Source organism: Acetobacter sp. (assembly GCF_052102375.1).
Lineage (GTDB): Bacteria > Pseudomonadota > Alphaproteobacteria > Acetobacterales > Acetobacteraceae > Acetobacter.
Genome location: NZ_JBQDXI010000009.1, coordinates 15,679 through 34,300 on the forward strand (window position 1 = coordinate 15,679; position 18,622 = coordinate 34,300).

Annotated in this window: 19 protein-coding genes; 8 read left to right on the forward strand and 11 right to left on the reverse strand. The window is 53.4% G+C overall.

The window, feature by feature from the left end; all coding sequences use genetic code 11:
- Window positions 1-6: 6 nt before the first annotated feature.
- A complete protein-coding gene (locus ACTIDN_RS05615; RefSeq protein ID WP_415508800.1) occupies window positions 7-300 on the reverse strand; it encodes an integration host factor subunit beta in 294 nt (97 codons plus the stop codon).
- A 216-nt stretch (window positions 301-516) separates the two neighbouring features.
- On the reverse strand, window positions 517-978 hold the full coding sequence (locus tag ACTIDN_RS05620) for a MucR family transcriptional regulator (protein ID WP_415508799.1): 462 nt from the start codon (window positions 976-978) through the stop codon (window positions 517-519).
- 371 nt (window positions 979-1,349) lie between these two features.
- Between ACTIDN_RS05620 and ACTIDN_RS05625 the strand changes: the two genes are divergently transcribed.
- Entirely contained in the window at window positions 1,350-2,783 is a 1,434-nt protein-coding gene (locus ACTIDN_RS05625) for a mannose-1-phosphate guanylyltransferase/mannose-6-phosphate isomerase (protein ID WP_441376293.1), read from the forward strand.
- A gap of 82 nt (window positions 2,784-2,865) precedes the next feature.
- Here ACTIDN_RS05625 and ACTIDN_RS05630 read toward each other — a convergent pair whose 3' ends face one another.
- Window positions 2,866-3,747, reverse strand: a complete 882-nt coding sequence (locus ACTIDN_RS05630; protein WP_415508798.1) for a LysR family transcriptional regulator — start codon at window positions 3,745-3,747, stop codon at window positions 2,866-2,868.
- A gap of 116 nt (window positions 3,748-3,863) precedes the next feature.
- Entirely contained in the window at window positions 3,864-4,805 is a 942-nt protein-coding gene (gene trxB, locus ACTIDN_RS05635; protein ID WP_048838789.1) for a thioredoxin-disulfide reductase, read from the reverse strand.
- A gap of 192 nt (window positions 4,806-4,997) precedes the next feature.
- On the opposite strand from trxB, the gene ACTIDN_RS05640 reads away from it, so the two are divergent.
- The 3 genes from ACTIDN_RS05640 (at window position 4,998) to gshB (ending at window position 8,167) form a co-directional block, all read left to right on the forward strand.
- Window positions 4,998-5,483 (forward strand): Lrp/AsnC family transcriptional regulator, encoded by a 486-nt coding sequence (locus tag ACTIDN_RS05640; RefSeq protein WP_415508797.1) that lies wholly within the window; start codon window positions 4,998-5,000, stop codon window positions 5,481-5,483.
- Between the two features lie 133 nt (window positions 5,484-5,616).
- Window positions 5,617-7,080 (forward strand): glycosyltransferase family 39 protein, encoded by a 1,464-nt coding sequence (locus tag ACTIDN_RS05645; RefSeq protein WP_441376294.1) that lies wholly within the window; start codon window positions 5,617-5,619, stop codon window positions 7,078-7,080.
- 94 nt (window positions 7,081-7,174) lie between these two features.
- A complete protein-coding gene (gene gshB, locus ACTIDN_RS05650; RefSeq protein ID WP_415508795.1) occupies window positions 7,175-8,167 on the forward strand; it encodes a glutathione synthase in 993 nt (330 codons plus the stop codon).
- A 6-nt stretch (window positions 8,168-8,173) separates the two neighbouring features.
- Here gshB and ACTIDN_RS05655 read toward each other — a convergent pair whose 3' ends face one another.
- Window positions 8,174-8,425, reverse strand: a complete 252-nt coding sequence (locus ACTIDN_RS05655; protein ID WP_441376295.1) for a hypothetical protein — start codon at window positions 8,423-8,425, stop codon at window positions 8,174-8,176.
- Window positions 8,426-8,578: 153 nt separating this feature from the next.
- Between ACTIDN_RS05655 and ACTIDN_RS05660 the strand changes: the two genes are divergently transcribed.
- From ACTIDN_RS05660 to ACTIDN_RS05675, 4 genes are all read left to right on the forward strand, one after another.
- Entirely contained in the window at window positions 8,579-9,265 is a 687-nt protein-coding gene (locus ACTIDN_RS05660) for a class I SAM-dependent methyltransferase (protein ID WP_415508812.1), read from the forward strand.
- Between the two features lie 206 nt (window positions 9,266-9,471).
- Window positions 9,472-10,722, forward strand: coding sequence for a cbb3-type cytochrome c oxidase subunit I (locus tag ACTIDN_RS05665; protein WP_441376296.1), 1,251 nt, complete (start codon window positions 9,472-9,474; stop codon window positions 10,720-10,722).
- Window positions 10,719-11,684: a heme o synthase gene (locus tag ACTIDN_RS05670; RefSeq protein WP_441376297.1), complete on the forward strand. Its 966-nt coding sequence runs from the start codon at window positions 10,719-10,721 to the stop codon at window positions 11,682-11,684. The genes ACTIDN_RS05665 and ACTIDN_RS05670 overlap by 4 nt, the downstream gene beginning before the upstream one ends.
- 3 nt (window positions 11,685-11,687) lie before the next feature.
- Complete coding sequence (locus ACTIDN_RS05675; protein ID WP_441376298.1) at window positions 11,688-11,819, forward strand: hypothetical protein; 132 nt, start codon at window positions 11,688-11,690, stop codon at window positions 11,817-11,819.
- An 86-nt stretch (window positions 11,820-11,905) separates the two neighbouring features.
- On the opposite strand, the gene ACTIDN_RS05680 is transcribed toward ACTIDN_RS05675, so the two are convergent.
- The 6 genes from ACTIDN_RS05680 to ACTIDN_RS05705 all read right to left on the reverse strand — a co-directional run bounded on the left by ACTIDN_RS05680 (window position 11,906) and on the right by ACTIDN_RS05705 (window position 18,523).
- On the reverse strand, window positions 11,906-12,106 hold the full coding sequence (locus ACTIDN_RS05680) for a hypothetical protein (RefSeq protein ID WP_415508790.1): 201 nt from the start codon (window positions 12,104-12,106) through the stop codon (window positions 11,906-11,908).
- 87 nt (window positions 12,107-12,193) lie between these two features.
- Window positions 12,194-13,165 carry a Tim44 domain-containing protein gene (locus tag ACTIDN_RS05685; protein WP_415508789.1) on the reverse strand — a complete coding sequence of 324 codons (972 nt, stop codon included), beginning with the start codon at window positions 13,163-13,165 and terminating at the stop codon, window positions 12,194-12,196.
- A gap of 22 nt (window positions 13,166-13,187) precedes the next feature.
- Entirely contained in the window at window positions 13,188-14,528 is a 1,341-nt protein-coding gene (locus ACTIDN_RS05690) for a TldD/PmbA family protein (RefSeq protein WP_441376299.1), read from the reverse strand.
- Window positions 14,525-15,793 (reverse strand): M16 family metallopeptidase, encoded by a 1,269-nt coding sequence (locus tag ACTIDN_RS05695; protein WP_086651416.1) that lies wholly within the window; start codon window positions 15,791-15,793, stop codon window positions 14,525-14,527. The genes ACTIDN_RS05690 and ACTIDN_RS05695 overlap by 4 nt, the downstream gene beginning before the upstream one ends.
- Window positions 15,794-15,848: 55 nt before the next feature.
- Window positions 15,849-17,249: a threonine synthase gene (thrC, locus tag ACTIDN_RS05700; protein WP_441376300.1), complete on the reverse strand. Its 1,401-nt coding sequence runs from the start codon at window positions 17,247-17,249 to the stop codon at window positions 15,849-15,851.
- Between the two features lie 125 nt (window positions 17,250-17,374).
- Window positions 17,375-18,523, reverse strand: coding sequence for an L-dopachrome tautomerase-related protein (locus tag ACTIDN_RS05705; protein WP_441376301.1), 1,149 nt, complete (start codon window positions 18,521-18,523; stop codon window positions 17,375-17,377).
- Window positions 18,524-18,622: the final 99 nt, after the last annotated feature.

Here is an 18,622-nt window from a genome sequence, read left to right on the forward strand (position 1 = left end):
AACAACTTATGGAATATCGCGCTCTTTATTGAGGCGTGCGTGAAGCTCTTTGCCTGTTTTAAAGAAGGGAATGAACTTCTTTGAGACTTCAACCTGTTCACCAGTTTTTGGATTGCGGCCAATGCGTGGGTCACGCTCCTTAACCGAAAAAGCGCCAAAGCCCCGTAGTTCAACGCGGTTTGCATCGGTCAGACTATCGGAAATAGCACCAAAAACCGTATTCACGATTAACGTGACATCTTTGATCTGTAGGTGAGGGTGCTTTCTCATTAAAGCGGCGATGAGTTCAGATTTGGTCATGTTTACCTTCCAGGCTCGTACAATCTGACACAATAAGACAGAGAAAACGGGCGCGCAGGAAAAGTGGAAAGACGCGCTTTGCAAGAAAACTGTGTAACTTACCGCTATGCGAGAGATAGCGTGATCTGACTTTCGCTATACATGTGGGTTTCGTCAATATGTAAGATGCCGGTGTGCGGGAACCAGAGCAATACACACCGGCTTTTTCAGAAAATTTTAGCCAGCCTGCTTCTTGCTGCGGCGGCCACGGCCTACTGTTTCTTCGCCTTCTGTGGTGGCGTGAATTTTACGGCCAAGGCCAATTTCACGTGCAAGTGTGGAGCGGCGTTCAGCGTAGTTCGGTGCAACCATCGGGTAGTCGGTCGGCAGGCTCCAGCGTTCACGGTACTGTTCTGGGGTCATACCATATGCGCTTTGCAGGTGGCGTTTGAGCATTTTCAGCTTTTTGCCGTCTTCAAGGCAGACAATGTAGTCAGGAAAAACCGAACGCTTTACGGGAACAGCAGGCTGAAGCTTTTCCGGTTCGCTCTGTGGCTGATCCGCTGTTTTAAGGGCCTGGTAAACATCCTTAATCAACGCAGGAATTGTTGCCGGATCCGTCTGGTTGTTAGAAACGTGTGCGGAAACAATCTCGGCAACCAAATCAAGAATGATGGGGTAGCTCTGGTTCTCAGTCATGGTGCATCCATTATATTTTGTTTTCTGAATGTTTCGTTCATATATGTTCTATTCTTTCTTGTGAATAGAGAATGTTCAATTTTGACTGAACAACTTACATTTTTATCTACCCCAGTGGTCTTTTTTTACGGATAAGATGAGCTGAGCAAGTAAAAAAATAAAACTCTCGTAATGTTTTCTTTTCCATTTTTCAGAAAACAGCGCGAGCCTAGTCGTTCTGCTTATGGTTTCGTGAGCGGGATGATCGCTTGTTCTGCTAGTATAAGCTTCTTTCTTGTAGAAATTGCACACGCGACGAGAGCCCATAAAGATGGCATAAGAGAGCAAACATTCTACAAGATGACTTTTGAAAAAATTAGAAAGCTTTTAGTATGAGAGAAAGCCACTCCTCACGCCCCCCTATCATCCCCGTCGTCTTGTCTGGCGGCACGGGAAGTAGATTATGGCCTATGTCCCGCGCCAGTTTCCCTAAGCAATTGTGGCCTCTAATCAGCCATCGCAGCATGTTGCAAGAGACGTTGCTACGTGCGCAGCGATATGCCGCTCCTATTATTGTTTGTAATGAAGAGCATCGGTTTCTTATAGCTGAGCAGGTTAGAGAAGTTCTTGCTGACAAAGCTCAAATTGTTCTGGAGCCTGTTGGTCGTAACTCAGCGCCCGCTATTACCGCAGCAGCATTACTGGCAACGCAAACAAATCCACAGGCCATTTTATGGATGATGCCTGCGGATGCTGAGATTACGGAGCAGCAGGTTTTGATGCAGGTAATGGGAAAAGCCATTAAAGCAGCAGAATTGGGGCGAATTGTAACATTTGGCATGACACCAACGCAGGCCCACACGGGATATGGATACATAGAGCAGGGGCAGCCTCTTTCTGATGTCGAGGGGGCTTATGTTATTCGGTCCTTCCATGAAAAGCCTGATGAAAAAACAGCTGAGTTTTTCTTGAAAGAAGGAAATTATTTCTGGAATTCAGGGATGTTTGTGTTCCGGGCGGACGTGTTGCTGGCGGAGATGCAGCGTCACGCTCCCACAGTAATTGCCTCTGTTCAGAAAGCATTTGAGCAAAGAAAGGACGATCTGGATTTTATACGCTTGCAGCGGGAGGCTTTTGAGCAGGCTCCAGATATCTCTATCGACTATGCTATTGCAGAAAAAACGACATTGTCAGCTGTTATCCCGGCCAATCTTGGTTGGTCAGATGTTGGAAGCTGGGATGCGCTGTGGGAGATAAGCTCAAAGGATGACCGTAACAATGTTCTGGTTGGGGACGTTATGGTTGAGGATGTGCAAGGATGCTACGTGCGGTCCGAAGGGACTTTAACCGCTGTATCCGGGCTGGAAGACGTTATCGTGGTAGTGACTTTGGACGCTGTTTTGGTAACCCATAAAAGTCAGGCGCAAAACGTAAAAAAAATTGTTGAGCGTCTAAAGGGGGACGAACGTGTAGAGGCCTCATCGCATCGTAAATGTCATCGGCCTTGGGGTTTTTACGAAGCATTGATTTGCAGTGAACGTTTTCAAGTAAAGCGTATTGTCGTTAACCCAGGAGGGAAGCTTTCTCTGCAAAAGCATTTTCATCGCTCAGAACATTGGGTTGTGGTAGATGGTGTTGCTCTTGTAACGCGAGGTGAAGACGAAATACTGGTGCGAGAAAATGAGAGTGTCTATCTGCCCCAAGGATGTAAACACCGTTTGGAAAATCCGGGAAAAATTCCACTGACCCTAATAGAGGTGCAATCTGGAGCTTATTTGGGAGAAGACGATATTATAAGATTAGAAGACAGTTATAATAGAAATTGATAAATAAAACGCACTTAATACCAAAAAAGCTCCCCGATATGGGGAGCTTTTTTGTAAGAGTAACCGAGTCTGGTAGTTTGTATTACCGTATGCCCAGTTCGCTCATCAGGAAGTCACGGAATACAGCTACGCGCTTTGAGCTGCGTAGTTCTTCCGGGTAAACAAAGTAGGCATCTACTGTCGGAGTTGTAATTTCCGGCAGAACTTGCACCAGATCAGGAAATTCCTTGGCGGCGTAAGTTGGGATAGAACCGATGCCAAGACCTGAAGAAATAGCATATGCCATGGCAGCCATGCTGTTTACTTCCAGCCGTGCAGCCTGTTTTACACCGCTTGCGCGTGTAGCGTCGGCCAGCCAGTTGATGTGAGCAACCGGTGGGTGATGCTCCCCAAACAGCACGAGCTGATGCGTGGAAAGATCTTCCAGCGTCTTAGGTGTGCCGTATTTTTCAATATAAAGCGGCGCTGCAAAAATTGGCAGGTGGAAGTCCGCCAGATGCCGCTGGATAAGGTCTGGCTGCCGCGGAGCGTGCATACGCACAGCAACATCCGCTTCCCGCATTCCCAGATCAAGATCGTTATCTTCGAGAATGAGGCAGATATCGATGTCAGGGTTCGCTGACATAAACTTATGCAGTCTGGGCATAAGCCAGCAATTGCCAAAACCTGTTGTGGTTGTAACCCGTAGCCGTCCTGCGGCCTTTTCCTTGCTTTCGGTTAAAAGCGTTTGTGTCATTTCAAGTTTTGAAAAGACCTCACGCACCGTCTTATGCAACGTCTCGCCCTGTTCTGTGAGAATAAGCCCACGGGCATGGCGATGAAAAAGAGGAACCTGCAGAACGTCCTCAAGAGCTGAAATCTGGCGGGAAACCGCAGATTGGCTAAGATTGAGAACGTCCCCAGCGTGGGTAAAGGAACCCGCTTCGGCTACAGCATGGAAAACCCGGAGTTTGTCCCAGTCCACGCACGCCTCCTGCAATGATTGAATGAAGTGTTGTCAGAGTATCACTATGTAACTCTGAAATCATTACGTGCAGTAATTGTAACTCCGGGTCAAGGGACTACGCGTTACGGAGAAGCTCACTCCGCCAGATAGCGTTCTGCATCGAGTGCAGCCATGCATCCGCTCCCAGCAGCCGTTACTGCCTGACGATAGATCTTGTCTTGCACATCACCTGCCGCAAAAACTCCGGGTACGGACGTATGGGTGGAACCGGGTTTGGTCACAATATAATTGTCAGCATCCAGCGTGAGCTGATTTTTGAAAATAGCCGTGTTGGGAGCGTGGCCAATTGCAACAAACACGCCATCTGTCGGCAGAGTGGTGAGGGTGCCATCCTGCGTGTTACGCAGCCGGATGGCAGATACCACAGCGGGCTCACCTTCGGCTAGAATTTCGTCAACAGCAGTGTTCCAAAGAATAGATGTTTTGGGATGATTGAAGAAACGATCCTGAAGAATTTTTTCAGCCCGTAAGCTGTCTCTGCGGTGGATCAGGGTTACGTGTGCTGCATGGTGGGTCAGGTAAAGGGCTTCTTCCACAGCAGTATTGCCACCACCGACAACGACAACATTTTTCCCTCGGTAGAAAAATCCGTCACAGGTGGCGCAGGCGGACACACCAGCGCCTTGCAGTTTCTGCTCGCTTGGCAGGCCAAGCCACTTAGCCTGAGCACCAGTCGCAATAATGACTGAGCGCGCGACATACTGTGTGCCGGAATCTCCCACCAGGCGGAAAGGTGCGCCAGACTGAAAATCAACAGAAGTGATGATGTCGTGCTCAATTCTGGTGCCAACATGAGCAGCTTGCGCGGCCATCTGTTCCATCAACCACGGGCCTTGCACAGCTTCAGCAAAGCCGGGGTAGTTTTCAACGTCGGTTGTAATCATCAACTGCCCGCCAGGCTGAAGCCCTGCAACCAGCACGGGTTTGAGATTCGCACGGGCAGCGTAAATGGCAGCCGTGTAGCCCGCAGGACCCGCACCTATAACAAGCAGGTCTGTCGTGATGGTTTCGGTCATATATAGCTAGCCTTTCTTGACGTGGAGCCGCTCATGTTGGTGGGAGCGCGGACACTGATGACTTATAGGCGATATGGCGGGTGCGCCCCGATAGAGCAAGAGTGTAGCGTTTGCGGGCACAGGCTGTGCATGGCATATACAGGGCACATAATTTGTTAAAACAAGGCTGCGGCGCATAATGGAACAAACAAGGTGACGGAACTGGACGCTGTTGACCTACGAATTGTAGCAGAACTGCAAGAAGATGGGCGTATGACCAATGTTGAATTGGCGCGCCGGGTTGGTATTTCTGCCCCTCCGTGTCTCCGTCGTGTTAGGCGGTTGGAAGAGTTGGGGGTTATTCACGGCTATCATGCCCGCCCCGATGCCTCCACGCTGGGGTGGCCGATCACGTTTTTCGCGCTGATCGGGTTGGATAGCCAAAAAGAGGCGGTGCTTTCCGCGTTTGAACATCATCTTGCTGAATGGCCGGAAGTGCGGGAATGCCACATGATTCGCGGTGGTGGAGACTTTCTGGTGCGTTTGATCGCGAAAGATGCAGCGCATGAAAATCTTCTGACCCGCCACCTTACGGAAGCCCCGCACGTTATCCGGGTTCAAACACTACAGACCATTCGGACCAGCCTGGAGCGCAGTGGTGTGCCTTTGCCTGTGGATAGTGAGACACGCTCAAAGTGAGTCTGCTGCGCCCCTCCGCTACTGCCCAGTCATTTCCGGTTGGGTCACGACGAGATTTAACAGAAAAAGCACTTGATGCTCAGGGCAGCGGTTGCGCGATTCTAAAGTTATCTTGTACCCGGATTTTTGGTCAGTGAGTAAAGTGCCATATTGGGGCTGGTTATGTGCGCTGGCTGTACTGACAGTGCTGCGTATAGCTGCCACTGCATGGCTCCCGTTAACACCTGACGAAGCCTATTATCGGGTGTGGGCTCTCGCACCTGCGGCAGGGTATCTTGATCACCCTCCCATGGTTGCGGTGTTTATAAGGCTGGGCATGGCTTTGGCCGGTGACACTGCCTGTGGCGTAAGGCTTCTTGGTCCTGTTAGTGCGGCCTTGGGTAGTCTTTTTCTGGCTCTGGCAACACGGAGATGGGGGCTGTCCCGCGGGCTGGGTGCTTCACAGGCGACAAAGGCCGGTATTCAGGCTGCTGTCCTTTTAAATGGCACCCTTGCTCTGGGGGTGGGGACAATCCTGATAACCCCAGACACACCCCTTCTTTTTTTTATGGCGCTCTTTTTATGGAGTCTGACTGGCTTGCTACAATCACGGCAAGGGTGGTGGTGGCTCATAGTTGGTGGCAGTGCAGGTTTGGGTTTTTCCAGTAAATACACTGCCATATTGCCTGTTGCCGGGCTCTGTTTGTGGCTGTTGATTTTTGCTTCTGGCCGGATGTGGCTGAAAACGATCTGGCCGTGGCTAGGAGGATTGTGTGCCACCCTTTGTCTGGCGCCTGTCGTCTGGTGGAACGCTCATCATGGTTGGGCCAGCTTTTTAAAGCAGGGGGGGCGTGCAGGGGACTGGCACCCCAATAAGATAGTTACTTATTTTGGAGAGTTGCTCGGAGGGCAGATAGGCTTGGCAACACCGGGCATTTTTCTGTTCTTTGTTATGGGTGCTGTGGTGCTGTTTCGGCAGAAAGACGCCATTTCTCGGGTCTATACCTGCATGATTGCCGTGTCTGCGGCGGTTTTTATTCAGCATGCTTTTGGGGCGCGGGTGCAGGCAAATTGGCCTGTCGTTCTCTATCCTATCCTGTGCATGGCCGCGACACTGCCTGCATGGCGTTGGTGGAAAGCTGTTAGCGGCTTTGGTGTGGTGTTGGTGGTTCTGGTTATAGGGCAAGCACTTGCAGCACCTTTAAAGCTGTCTCCGCATTTTGACATGACCTTACGGCAGATGGGGGGCTGGGCAGAACTGGCCCCAATGCTTGATGTGCAGCTACCAGAACATCAGCCGCTGATTGCCGATGAATATGGGCTGGCAGCAGAACTTGCATTTTATGCTCCGACCTCCCGTCCTGTTGTAGCCGTTGAGCCGCGTTGGGCGCTGTTCGCGCTTCAGCCTTCTGCCTGCACAGAAGGGTATCTGATCAGGAGTCACCGGCGGCATGACGAGCCAGATCCCGCCATGTTCACTGTTTTGGAGCATCTACCAGATGTGGCGCGTGCCCGCCGGGGCGTCGTGGCTGATACTTATTCCGTTTATAAAGTGCGGTTGCAGTGTACTGCGTCAGGGCAGGGGCAAGATGCTGTCCTTCTTCCTCGCCATAGTTGAAAGTGTACAAGGCATACTGCTCGGGTTTGGACAGCAGCGCGGAAGAGAGATACGGTACCTCTTACTTATGCGATACTAAGGGAAAGCACAGGGCATGGCAGTGACACTCAACGTGGCCGTCCAGATGGATCCGCTGGAACATATTAATATTGACGGGGATTCAACTTTTGCCCTGATGCTGGAAGCACAGGCACGCGGGCACTCTCTTTTTGTCTATGAAGTGCCTTCTCTGGCACTCGGGGAAGGGGTTGTCACACCCGGTAAGGCGTCTGCAACACAGGTTACAGCGTGGTTACGCCCTGTGACGGTACAGCGCAAAAAAGGTGACCACGCTACATTTGGTGAGGGATCCCGGCGCTCTCTCCGGGATATGGATGTCGTCCTGATGCGTCAGGATCCGCCGTTTGACATGGCTTATATCACTGCCACGCATGTGCTGGACCATGTGCACGGCATAGGGCCAGACAAGGCTCTGGTCGTGAACGACCCGCGTTGGGTACGGGATTCGCCCGAAAAGCTGCTGGTAACGCATTTTCCACACTTGATGCCACCAACATTGGTGACGTGGGACGCTGAGCAGATCCGCGCTTTTCGTGCTAAATGGCGTGATATTATTGTGAAGCCGCTTTTCGGGAATGGCGGTAGTGGCATTTTTCGGATCAAGGAAGATGACCAGAACCTTAACGCCCTCCTTGAAATGCATTTTGCCCGCTCCCGTGAACCTTTGATGATTCAGCGTTACGAGCCAGCCGTGAAGGCAGGTGATAAGCGTATTATTCTTGTGGACGGGGAACCCGTTGGGGCCATCAACCGTGTTCCTTCAGAGGGCGATCATCGGTCCAACATGCATGTCGGTGGGGTGGCCCATAAAGTTGCCCTTACCCCAAGGGACGAGGAAATCTGCGCAGCAATTGGGCCATTCCTGAAAGAACATGGTCTGATTTTTGTGGGAATTGACGTGATCGGGGATTATCTGACCGAGATTAATGTGACATCTCCCACAGGTTTGCAGGAACTGGAACGGTTTGATGGCGTCAATGCAGCAGCCACAATATGGGATTGCATTGAAACTAAACTGAGAGGCTGAAAAGACTTACTGTGGTGTGCTGTTTTTGCGCGCCGCAGTATCATCTTGCTTTGCAGCATCTTCTTTCGGCTTTTTGGGGGGCGCAAAAAGTTCTGCAGCGTGATCCGTCGTGCCTTCGTCTTCATCATCGGGATATTTCAATGCTGTGTCTTTTCCAAAACGGTTATCTAGCCAGCGAAAGAGTTCAGCGCGCCAGAAGTAGGTAAAAATGGAAACCCAGATGATAAGGGAAAACAGGATAAGGAAGAATTGCAGCATGTTTCCCTACTTGTAGAATAACGACGTTGCGGGTGAAGGTAAGGGCATTATGGGGCCTGAGACAAGGGCGCTTTTGTGGCGCGTTTTATTTAAAGTAAAGGAAGAAGCGTAGTGGCTCTTGAAGAAATCAGCGCCAGCGGGCAGAGAGAGAGCATGAGTGAAGTTTTGCACAAATGCGCACCCGGCGGTCAGGGTGAAGATCCGGCACCTTCTCGGTCTGCCTTGGATGCTGAAGCCGTAAAGGCTGCTTATCGCAGGTGGGCAGGTGTGTATGACACCGTGTTCGGCAGTGTTTCCGGCTTTGGCCGCCGTAGAGCGGTTGAGGCTGTAAACCGTCTTTCTGGTACGAAAGTGCTGGAAGTGGGCGTGGGAACAGGGTTGGCCCTTCCGTTCTATACCAAAGATAAACAGATCACGGGTATTGATCTGTCGGGTGACATGCTGGCCCGTGCACGGGAGCGCGTGCAGCGTGAAAAGTTGGGTAACGTTGATGCCCTGCTGGAAATGGACGCCGAAGAAACCTGCTTTGATGATGCGTCTTTCGACATCGCTGTGGCCATGTTTGTGGCGTCTGTTGTGCCGCATCCGCGTAAGTTGCTTCGTGAGCTTAAACGCGTTGTTAAGCCGGGCGGTCATATCCTGTTTGTAAACCATTTTCTGGCCCCCAATGGCGTGCGCGGTGCAGTTGAGCGCGGTATGGCGCGGGCATCACGCTCACTAGGCTGGCATCCTGACTTTGCCATGGAATCCCTGCTACCACCGGATGATCTGGTACGGGCACGTATCCAGCCAGTGCCTCCGGCTGGGTTGTTTACACTGGTGACACTAGACAATATTTAACCCGCTCCACGTTCTGTCGCCCTGTCTGCACACAGCAGGGGCGACCGGCGTGCGCGGCTGAAACGCTCGTTTCCTGATAAAAAATCCGTTATAGGGATGGCATCTTAAGGTGCAGGTGGACGCCGTGCACGAAACTGGAAGTATGTGGGGTGCACAGCATGGCCTCTGCTCAAGCGGACCAAAGCCAGAATAAAAGGCAAGACACTATGGAACAGCGCACTTTATCCATAAACGGGGTAGGGATGGGTTATCTGGTGTTGGCAGTCATTGCAGCCCTGCTTGGCGGCGGTAGTTCAGCGCTACAGAGTGCAGGCTTGGTTCCTGCAACAGGTTTCTGGGTGGCGCTGGAACAGAATCACGCATCACTCATGCTTCTGTTTGTTGTTTTTCCCGCCTTTATTGGTGGTTTCGGAACACTCTGGCTTCCTGCCGCTCTTGGGCGCGGTGCTATGGTTATGCCTCGTCTCAACGCTGTGGCGCTCGGCTGTCTGGCGGTGGCTGGCGGGCTTATGGTTGGTGCGCCAGCGCACCAGTACGCAGCACTTTTCTTGTGGTGCGCCGGTGCACTGCTCGCGGCCATGATAGTGCTGGCAACATTATTTGACAGTCGTGCAGATGGTGCAGAGCGGACTGCTTTCTCTCCCTTCGTGTGGGGGGAAATGCTGTCTTCTGCTGTTCTTTTACTGACTGTCCCTGTACTGGCCGCTTTGGCTACACATCAGCAAAGTGCTGGTGTGCCCTTTAGTGCCGCTTTGGTGGAACTTTTTGCTAAGCCCGTTACTTTGGTCACGTTGCTGATCGGGTTTGGTATTGTGTTTGAGACAGTTGCCACCACTGTACGTTTCCCCATGCGGTGGGTTGTCGGCCTCATGACAGGCGCAGCAGCCGTCTGCACGGTATTGTGGGTCAAAGCCGCTTTTGCACAGGGTTCTGAGGGTGACATTGTCGGTCTGTCGCCCTTAGTCGCGGAGTCTTGGGTGCTGGGTGCCGCAACACTGGCATCTGTTCTTCTGGCGCTTGTCTGGATGATTGGGACATGGCGGACCTATTTATCTGTCCGCGTACCGGTTCTGTGGGGGCTGGGCTTTCTTCTGGTCGTTTCCACAGGCTGGGTCAGCCAATTTACGCAGGGCGGCGGGCTTCATTCCGCACTTCAATTCGGCATGCTGTACGCTGTGTTCTGCGGGGTTTATTTCTGGCGCGGAGAACTTTGCGGCCGCTGGTACTCCTCCACACTCGCCACCGTGCAGTTTGGCATGATGTGTGTCGCCACGGTTCTGGCTCTTCCCGGCCTGTCTGCTACCACTCAGGTTGTGAGTGGGGCGTTGTTTGTGCTCTCTGGCTTGTGCTTTCTCCTGACAATGGGGCTGAGTTTCTTAAAAGACAGCCCTATGCCGCAGAAACGGAGCAAGAAGCATGCCGTACTGCAGAATAACGCTGGGATGGTACGCTCATGAGTGACACGGTAGCCAGTTCCACTGGAACTTCAACACGTATGCGCTTCAAGGCGGACCGGGTTGGTACAACGGCAAAGGACTGGATTCAGCTTCTCAAGCCCAGAGTTATTTCCCTTGTTGTTTTTACAGGGGCTGCTGGCATGGTTGTTGCTCCTGGTCATATTTCGCTTTTTGAATCTGTCGTTGCTATCATTTGTATCTGTCTTGCCTCCGGTGCCGCGGGTGCAATCAATATGTGGTATGACCGCGATATTGATGCCGTCATGCAGCGTACGATTACACGGCCTATTCCCGGCGGTCGTATTCCAGAGCAAGAGGCGCTTGCTTATGGTGTTGGCCTGTCCTGCTTGTCTGTTTGCCTCATGTGGATGGCAACGAACGCGCTTGCCGCGGGTATTTTGGCGTTTTCCATTTTTTTCTATGCTGTCATTTACACGATGTGGCTCAAGCGCTCGACACCGCAGAATATTGTGATTGGTGGTGCGGCAGGGGCCTTTCCGCCCATGATAGGCTGGGCCGCGGCAACCGGGCATATGGCCGTTCTGCCGCTTGTTATGTTCGGTATTGTCTTTTTCTGGACCCCACCGCACTTCTGGTCCCTGTCTCTTTACGCCTGTAAGGATTATGGGCGCGCCGGTATTCCCATGTTGCCAGTTGTCAAAGGGGCACGGCACACACGGTGGCAAATTCTCGCCTATACGTTCGTCTTGCTGGCTGTGTCTCTGGTGCCTTCCGTTATGCATTTGTGTGGCTGGCTCTATACAGCAACAGCGCTCATTCTGGGGCTTGGGTTTATTGCCTGCGCGGTTGCGGTCCTGCGTGAGCCGCAGGACGCAAACGGTGTCAGCCTTAAAGGTGATAAAGCGGCAAGAATATCGTTTCGGTTTTCTCTGGCGTATCTGTTTTTGCTGTTCTGCGGGCTTCTGGCAGATCATGCATTGCAAAGTTTTCTGGGGAGCTAATGAATGAGCACTCTTCTCACACAGCAGGAAAATGCGGAAAAACAGAAACGGCAGAAAGGCCGCCTGGCAGTTATGTTCGCTTTCATGCTGCTTTTGGCCGGGATCATGTATGGGCTCACGTTAGGCCATTTATGATCTAACACTCAGACAGCCAAACGTAAAAAGCCCTGCTTTTTATGCAGGGCTTTTTTTATGCTTGGGATCAGTGCTGTGGTTCCAAATTAGGCCCGTGATGCAGGACCAGACTTTTTACCGGATGCCGCCAGTACGTTATCCAGATCAATCGGCACACCGTGCGCCTGAAGCTTAACGACCTCCGCTTTCAGGTCAGCCATCTGCCGCTTGCCCCAATAATGCATAAACACGCCAAAAGCTGAGGCTGAACTGGCAAGAACGAGTGCTGCAATTTCAAGGTAGAGCATGGAAACAGCCTGTGTCGGATCATAAAAAACTCCCGACCACTAAAGGCCGGGAGTTTTCAAAAAGCAAGAGATGCGAGCTGTCAGGTGTTAAGAACCGGAAGCCTGCTGAATGGCAGACAACAGCCAGCGGCCACCACGGGATGGACGCGTGAAGGTCCACAACTCGGTAACCGTCACAGGGTCGGTGGAGCTACCTTCAATAACTTGACCTGTCGCGTTTGTGGTCAGGTCAATCAGGCTGTAGCGCATGGCAACAGTGGCATAATCCATGCCATTCTCGCGCCATGCCTCTGCCAGATCTCCCTGAATGAAGTGCACGTCAGACACGACATTGCGTGCCCCTTGTGCAGCCAGAGCAGAGAGCTGCTGGTTGAAGTAGGATACCATTTCCGGCGTTGCCATCTGCTGCATTGCCGTAATATTCTGCTGGTTCCAAGCGTTCTGAATATCAAGCAGGGTTTGCTGAAAGGCTTGGTAGTCACTGGCTACGATGGGCAATGCGCTCGATTGAGCAGCAGCCCCGGCTGATGGGGCGAAAGACCCTGTAGAACCCTGTGACAGGTTAAAGCCGTTAGCCCCTGCGCCACCCGTATTCTGGTTTTTAGAAAAGCGACGGACCAGCCACATCACAACCCACACAACCAGAATAATCTGGAGCATCAGACCAATCAGGCTGAAAAAGCTACCGATACCCCCAAAGAAACCATGCCCGCTCAGAAGGCCAAAGAGGCCAGCGCCCAGCAACCCACCAGCCAAGCCGGTCAGGAATGGATGCCGGGGCCGCATGCTCGGCATACCCATACCTTGCCGATAAGGGGCCTGTGCACCAAACCCACTATTAGGCATAGGAGCTGTGCGGGGCGTAATGGAGCGGTCCATAGGAGCCGCGCTATAAGGGGTTGTACGAGTAGCAGGGGGCGCGCTCCATGTCCGGCTGCCACGGCTGCCCATAGAGCTGCCTTGGCCGGGGCGGGCATCAGCCTGATAGGCCAAAGGTGCTCCCAGCAGGCTCACGGTCAGCAAGGCTGTGAGAGCAGAAGAAAGGTAGCGCTTTTTCACGGTAGCGGGTGTCTCCACAAAGTTAGGCCCCAGCAACACTTAGGGCATCTGACCTTAATGTGGGGGCGTCAGTGCCAAAACGGAACACTAAATCGTTGGCTACTACCAAAGACGCAAAAATATCAAGCAAGTTCCCGGCCAGCGTGAACTCGGCTACGGCTTCGGCAACCTGGCCATCACGGATCATGAAGCCAGAAGCACCCCGGCTGTAATCTCCTGTCAGGCCGTTAATGGAGGAACCCATCATTTCTGTAATGAACAGTCCTTCCTTGATGTCCGCCATCACTTCAGATGGGCTGAGATGGCCCGCAGCAAAAGCCAGGTTGGTGGCAGATGGGCCGGGAGGGCTGGATGCGCCACGGGCTGCACGGCCGTTGCTGGTTAGCCCAAGTTGGCGGGCGCTGCGGGTATCAAGCACCCAGCTTTTCAAAATCCCATTCTCGACCAGCGTGAGGGGGGCCGCTAATGTACCCTCTCCATCAAACGGGCGGGAGCGCAGGCCGCGGGGGCGGGTGGGGTCATCCGTAACGGTAATGCCATCAGCAAAAATCTTCTGGCCCATTTTGTCTTTTAAGAAAGACGTGCCCCGTGCAATGGCAGAACCATTAACGGCCCCAACAAAGTGCCGCAGAAAGCTGTTGGCAATGCGCGGGTGAAACACCACGGGATACCGGCCTGTACGCGGGCGTGTGGGGTTTAAACGGGCTACGGCATTTTCGCCTGCCTGTTTGCCCAGAGTGGTCGGGTTTGTTAGGTCAGAGAGATAGACGGCGCTGCTGTAGTCGTAGTCGCGCTGCATGGTCTCGCCCTGACCCGCCAGCACGCAGACAGAAGTTGAGTGGCTGGTACGCGCATAAGACCCCATAAATCCCTGCGATGTAGCAAGAATTACTTCCGTCCGACCAAAGGAGGCACTGCTGCCCGCGCTATTGGTCACACCTTTGATGGCCAGAGCAGCTTGTTCGCCCTCAGTCGCACGAGCCAACAGAGCGTTGGCATCTGGCTCGGCCGTGTCTGCCAGATCAAGCGTGTTGGTGGTGTGGGTGCCGGTCAGGCTATGCTCAGCCAAGCCTGCAAACAGGTCATCTGGCAGAACCTGCGCCATGGCCAGTGCCTGCTCAACAAGCCCATCAAATCGTGCCGGGTCCAGAGTTGTGGTGGACACGATAGCGGATTTCTTGCCGGAAAATACACGCAAGCCGAGGTCTGTTGTCTCAGATCGTTCAAGCTCTTCCGTCACACCATTTCGTACACCAGCACCAATGGCTGTACTGGAAACAAAAACGGCATCAGCCGCATCCGCGCCAGCAGAGCGGGCGCGGCGCAGAAGGTCAGAGATTTTATCGAGCGTGTTTTCACTCATGCGACAAGTTTCTCCGTAATATCGCTCAGGGATGGCACATGGCTGATGGGGCCAAGGGCTGCCAGTGTTGGCTGCTGCCGGAAAATGCGCGCTGCAACACGGCAAATATCAGCCTGCGTAACAGCTTCTACACGCGCAACTGTTTCAGCAACCGGCACAATGCGGCCAAAAAGCTGAAGCTGGCGGGCAATCTGTTCACACCGGCTTCCCGTGCTCTCCAGTGACATCAAAAGCGAGGCCTTGAGCTGTGCATGGGCACGGTTCAATTCCTCCTGCCCAACGGACAGCTGAACCTTGCGCAGTTCTTCCAGTGTTACAGGCACCAGTTCAGCACATTGTTTTTCACCTGTGCCTGCGTAAATGCCAAACAGTCCACCATCCATGAAAGGCGCGTTAAAGGAATAGACGGAATAGACCAACCCGCGCTTTTCCCGGATTTCCTGAAACAGCCGGGAAGACATGCCCCCACCCAGCAGCATGGAAAGCAGCAGAGCAGCATAATAGTCTGGGTCGTTAAACCCTACGGACGGAAATCCCATAACCACATGGGCCTGATCCAAATCTTTTTCCTGACGGAATTCACTACCTGCATAGAGGGCAGGTGGCGTGGGGATTTGGGGTGTGGTGGGCAGGTCAGCAAAATGTTGCTGCACGCGCTGCACCACATCATCATGGTGCAGGTTGCCTGCAGCGGCCACAACCATGTTGCTGGTGGTGTAATGGGTGCGCATGTAACGCATGAGCGTGTCGCGGCTCATGGTTTCAATCAGCGCTTCCGTGCCTAGTGTGGGGCGGCCCATAGGCTGGTTTGGGAAGGCGGCAGCCTGAAAATGGTCAAACACCACATCGTCAGGTGTATCATTGGCCTGCCCGATTTCCTGAAGAATGACACCGCGCTCGCGCTCGATTTCAGCAGGGTCAAAAGTGGAGTGGGTGAGGATATCACCAATGATATCAACGCCCAGATCCAGATTTTCCTTGAGGAGTTTGACGTAAAAAGCAGTCTGTTCACGCGCGGTATAGGCGTTGATGTGACCGCCTACATTTTCGATTTCCTCAGCAATCTGAAGGGCTGAACGGCTTTCTGTGCCTTTGAAGGCCATATGTTCCAGAAAATGGGACACACCGTTTTCTTCAGCAGTCTCGTCTCGTGTGCCTGTGGCCACATAGGCCCCGAAGGAGACGGTTTCAACACGCTCCATACGCTCGGTTACAACGGTCAGGCCGGAGGGAAGGCGGGTCAGATTGATGGGGTCGGTCGTCATTCTTGTCCTGAAAGAAAAGGCCGCACAGGGCGGCCTGAAAAAAGAAAAATAAAGCTTAGTGTGTGTTTGATAAGACTGCGGCGCGTACCGCGTCTTTTATGGCATCTGGCGTGGCGGGCACGGTGCGGTATCGTTCCTCACGAGAGAACAGGTCTTCCAAATGCACGGGCAGCGCAGGATGAATACCTGTTGCCGCCACCATGGCATCCGGGAACTTGGCCGGGTGTGCGGTTGCCATGGCAACCATGGGCACACCTGCCTCACGGAACTTTCGTCCTGCGGCAATGCCGATAGCGCTGTGCGGGTCTGCCAGATAATTGGAGTTCTGGTGCAGTGCTTTGATTTCGGCTTCCGTCTCACCATCGTCAAGGGCCAGACCAGAAAAGACAGTACGTGCCTTTTCCCATGTATGTGCAGGCACATCCATGTGGCCGGTACTGCGGAAACCGGTCATGATACGGGCACAGGCTTCTGCATCGCGGTCGAGCAACTCAAACAGCAGCCGCTCGAAGTTTGATGAGACCTGAATATCCATGGACGGAGAGAGGCTGGGGATAACCTCTTTCATGGTCATGTCATTAGCATTCAGGAAGCGGGTCAGAATGTCATTGCGGTTGGAGCCAACGCATAGGCGGCGGATGGGCAGCCCCATCTTGCGGGCGGCCCATGCCGCCAGAATATTCCCGAAATTGCCGGTTGGAACGGCAAAAGAAACCTCGCGGTCTGGCGCGCCGAAATTCAGGGCAGCATACACATAGTAGGGGATCTGGGCGGCAATACGCGCCCAGTTGATGGAGTTGACGGCGGACAGGTGCATATCCGTACGGAACGGCATGTCAGCAAAGCAAGCTTTCACTAGATCCTGACAGTCATCAAACGTGCCTTCAACAGCCAAGTTGGTGACGTTGGGTTCCAGCACTGTGGTCATCTGCCGGCGCTGCACTTCAGAGGTGCGGCCTTTGGGGTGCAGAATAACAACCGACAGGCGGTCACGGCCACGGCAGGCTTCAATAGCGGCGGACCCGGTGTCTCCAGATGTCGCGCCAACAATGGTAACGTGGCTGTTGCGCTCAGCCAGAACATGCTCAAACAACTGACCAAGCACCTGCATGGCCATGTCTTTGAAGGCCAATGTGGGGCCGTGGAACAGTTCCTGCACAAACAGGCCATCTTCAACCTGCGTTAGCGGGACGATGGCAGGGTGGTCAAAGCCTGTATAGGCCTGTGCGCACAGGCGGCGCAGGGTAGCGCCCTCAATATCACTGCCCACAAAAGGCGCGAGCACGCGGGCCGCGAGTTCCGGGTAAGGGAGGCCACGCAGGGCTTTCCACTCATCTTTGGAAAAAGAGGGCCATGTTTCCGGCAGGTACAGGCCGCCATCTTCGGCCAGACCAGTCAGCAGGACATCGGAAAACGAGAGAGCGGGAGCCTTCCCCCGGGTCGAGATATAGCGCATGTGCGGGTTATACCCTGAATAGAGAGTGGCGCGAAGTAGGCTTGTGCACCGTTTATGGCCAGATGGCCAAGACCAGTCCACGCCGCTCGTGAAAACTACTGTGAGAGAGGGAAAATAGCCGCACCCTAGGGGGCGAGCGGTGCCGCAGGCAGTGTCAGTTTATACACCGTAACCGGCCAGGACACTGTAGGTGCTGCGTGCGTAAACGCTGCCGTATGGTCAAGCTGGGCTGCTGGAACATATAGATGCCCGGCGTTATCCAGCCCCGGCGTGGCAGGCCATTGCAGGCGTGGGTCGGTAATCAGGCGGCGGGGAACGCGCCCGACCGTGTAACTAAGAATACTGCCCGTTGTAATATCGGACCAGTAAAGCGTGCCGTCCGGCGCAATGGTCATGCCACCCAGAGAAGGCGTTTTGAACCATTGGGTTACACTTTCTTCAAAGGCTGCGGCCGTGACGTCAGGATCTGTGAAAATGCTGGTTTCAACGCGTGACAGATAACCACCGGGTGGTTGCACCACAATCCATTTGCCATCGGGGCTCACGGCAATCATGCTTGCATCAATGGCCAGCAAGTGCCCTTCAGCGGTTTTGACCGGGCCAGATGGCGTGACAATGGGGCGGGTTGCCATGAGCGATGGGTGTCGATCAAGGAAGCGGCGTGTGGTGCCGTTTTTCAGGTCAATAACCAGAATGCCCGCCACACCGGAATCTGCCACATAGGCCGTATTGTCATGTACGGCCACGCCGGACAGAATGCTCTCTTTGTGGAGCGCCGCACTGTCTATAAGAACTGTGCGTACAACTTTATTCTCTTTGGTATCAATCTGTATCAGTTTGGCGGGGGCTATTGCTGAGGCCTTATGATCGGGCACGCCACTATCCAGCACCCACAATGCGCCATCTTCCCGCAGGAACATACCGGCAGCGGAAACAATGCGCTGGCTTGCATCACCATTAAGCGCGTTCCAGCTTTCTGACGGGTAAGGGCTAAACGTGCCGTCCTGTGCCCGCACGGACAGTTGGGGAGGGGTGTTACCAACCCAGACTGGCGCTTCAAAAATAAATCGGCCATCGGGTAAGGGAACGATAGCATCCCATACCTGTTTGTCTGATTGTATCGCAGGCGTTAGGGCAGACGCAGAAAGTTCTGGCACCTTTGGCATGTGCAACGCAAAGGCTGGCTGGGTGCCAGCCAGCAGGCAAATGCCCGCAGTTGCAAGAGTAACCCGCAGTGCGGCTTGGTTGCTAAATACAGAAGGACGGAAAAGCATAGGGCAAAGGGCCTTATGGCGGAGCAGCGGAAACATGGACTGTAGTTTCCGCCGCTTTGGAAAAGGAGACAAACGCATTCTGCGCATGGCGGGCTGGTA